This is a genomic window from Anaplasma phagocytophilum, from assembly GCF_023476575.1.
GTDB lineage: Bacteria > Pseudomonadota > Alphaproteobacteria > Rickettsiales > Anaplasmataceae > Anaplasma > Anaplasma phagocytophilum_A.
Map to the genome: position 1 here is coordinate 1 of NZ_JAHLEX010000172.1, position 1,050 is coordinate 1,050.

Genomic DNA, 1,050 nt, shown 5'->3' on the forward strand with positions numbered 1-1,050 from the left:
ATGCGATTTGCCGAGACTAGAGTTCTAGATTTTTTACTATCTATACCAAACTTACTAAACCCAGAACAGATGGTAGTTTTCAGATAGCCCAATGCAATATCGAGCATTTTAGAGGGCATCTGTTCGCATAATATTTCAAAAACTAAATCTAGAGACATATCACGCTACTTTGTATAGCTTTACATAAGATTGGCAGCACATATTAGTCATTTTTCTAACTCTCAGTATGTAAGAGGCCCTTTCATTGACGCCAATAACACCCCTAGCCTCAAGCAAGTTTAGTATATGACTAGCTTTAAGACATAAGTCGTACCCAGCAATTGGTAGATCATTTTGTACCATCACGAGGCACATTTCTTCATTTTTCTCAAAGCTATGAACCAAGAAATCTGTATCATAATGTTCAAAGGAAAGAGCTGAAAATTCTCTTTCTCTATCTTTAAATATTTCTCCGTACTTAACGCCAGAACTATTCCAAACAATATCGTATACGTTATTCACCCCTTGGAGTACCATAGCTATCCTTTCCAGGCCGTAAGCTATTTCTCCAGGAACTACAGAGCACTCTATTCCCCCAACTTGCTGCATATACGTGAACTGAGTAATTTCCATACCATTGCAAGAAACTTCCCACCCATAACCATACGCCCCTATGCTAGGGTTTTCCCAGTCATCTTCAATGAACCTTATATCAAAGTCAGTTGAAGATATTCCTATTTTTTCTAGGCTACGAAGATAGTCATCCCGCAAGGTAATCCTGGAAGGCTGTATTATTACTTGATACTGATGATGCTGGTACAATCTATTGGGGTTATCTCCATATCTTCCATCGCATGGTCTTATAACAGGCTGTACATACGCTACCATTGTGTTCTTTCCAGAAAGAACCTCAAGAGAAGTTGCGGGATGTAGAGTTCCTGCCCCGAGTTCTGTAGTATAAGGATGTACTATAGAGCACCCGTAGTCCTCCCAGTATCTCTCCAAATTTCTTACTATACTCTGGAAGTTCACAAGATAAGCTACAAATCATGACAACCGCCTCGATGATGC

Annotated in this window: 1 protein-coding gene; it reads right to left on the bottom strand. The window is 39.6% G+C overall.

From position 1 onward, the window contains the following. Nucleotides 1–159: 159 nt before the first annotated feature. Entirely contained in the window at nt 160–1,011 is an 852-nt protein-coding gene (locus KPX09_RS05400) for a glycine--tRNA ligase subunit alpha (protein WP_249549320.1), read from the bottom strand. Between the last annotated feature and the right edge of the window lie 39 nt (nt 1,012–1,050).